The sequence below is a fragment of the Chitinimonas sp. genome (genome assembly GCF_041904975.1).
In the GTDB taxonomy this organism is placed as follows: domain Bacteria; phylum Pseudomonadota; class Gammaproteobacteria; order Burkholderiales; family Chitinimonadaceae; genus Chitinimonas.
Genome location: NZ_JAYRLZ010000268.1, coordinates 1 through 473, shown reverse-complemented (window position 1 = coordinate 473; position 473 = coordinate 1). Strand labels below are relative to the sequence as shown.

General features: G+C 62.8%; 1 pseudogene. It reads left to right on the top strand.

The features are described from left to right. Window positions 1–448, top strand: a pseudogene (trmE, locus tag ACE3OH_RS18495) (tRNA uridine-5-carboxymethylaminomethyl(34) synthesis GTPase MnmE); the annotation flags it as partial. Window positions 449–473: the final 25 nt, after the last annotated feature.

Genomic DNA, 473 nt, shown 5'->3' with positions numbered 1-473 from the left:
GCTATTGCTGATCGATAGCCGCGAAGGCGTGACCGAACACGACCGCGCCATTCTCGATCGGCTACCGGCGCGCCTGCCCAAATTGTATGTGTTCAACAAGATCGACCTGACCGGCGAGCCGCTCGGGCGTGGTGTTGAGGACGATCATCCGGTGGTGCGGCTGTCTGCCAAGTCCGGCATCGGCCTCGATCTGCTCAAGCAGACCCTGCTCGATATGGTGGGCTGGGGCGGCTCGGACGCCGGCATCTATCTGGCGCGCGAGCGCCATCTCGATGCGATCCGCCGCGCCGCCGCGCATCTGCATACTGCTGCCCAGGTGTGGCAGCAGGTCGAGCTGTTTGCCGAAGAACTGCGCCTCGCCCAGCTGGCGCTATCGAGCATTACCGGCGAATTCAGCGCCGATGATTTGCTGGGCGAGATTTTCAGCCGGTTCTGCATCGGAAAATGAAAATGCCTGGCGCCGTGCCAGGCAT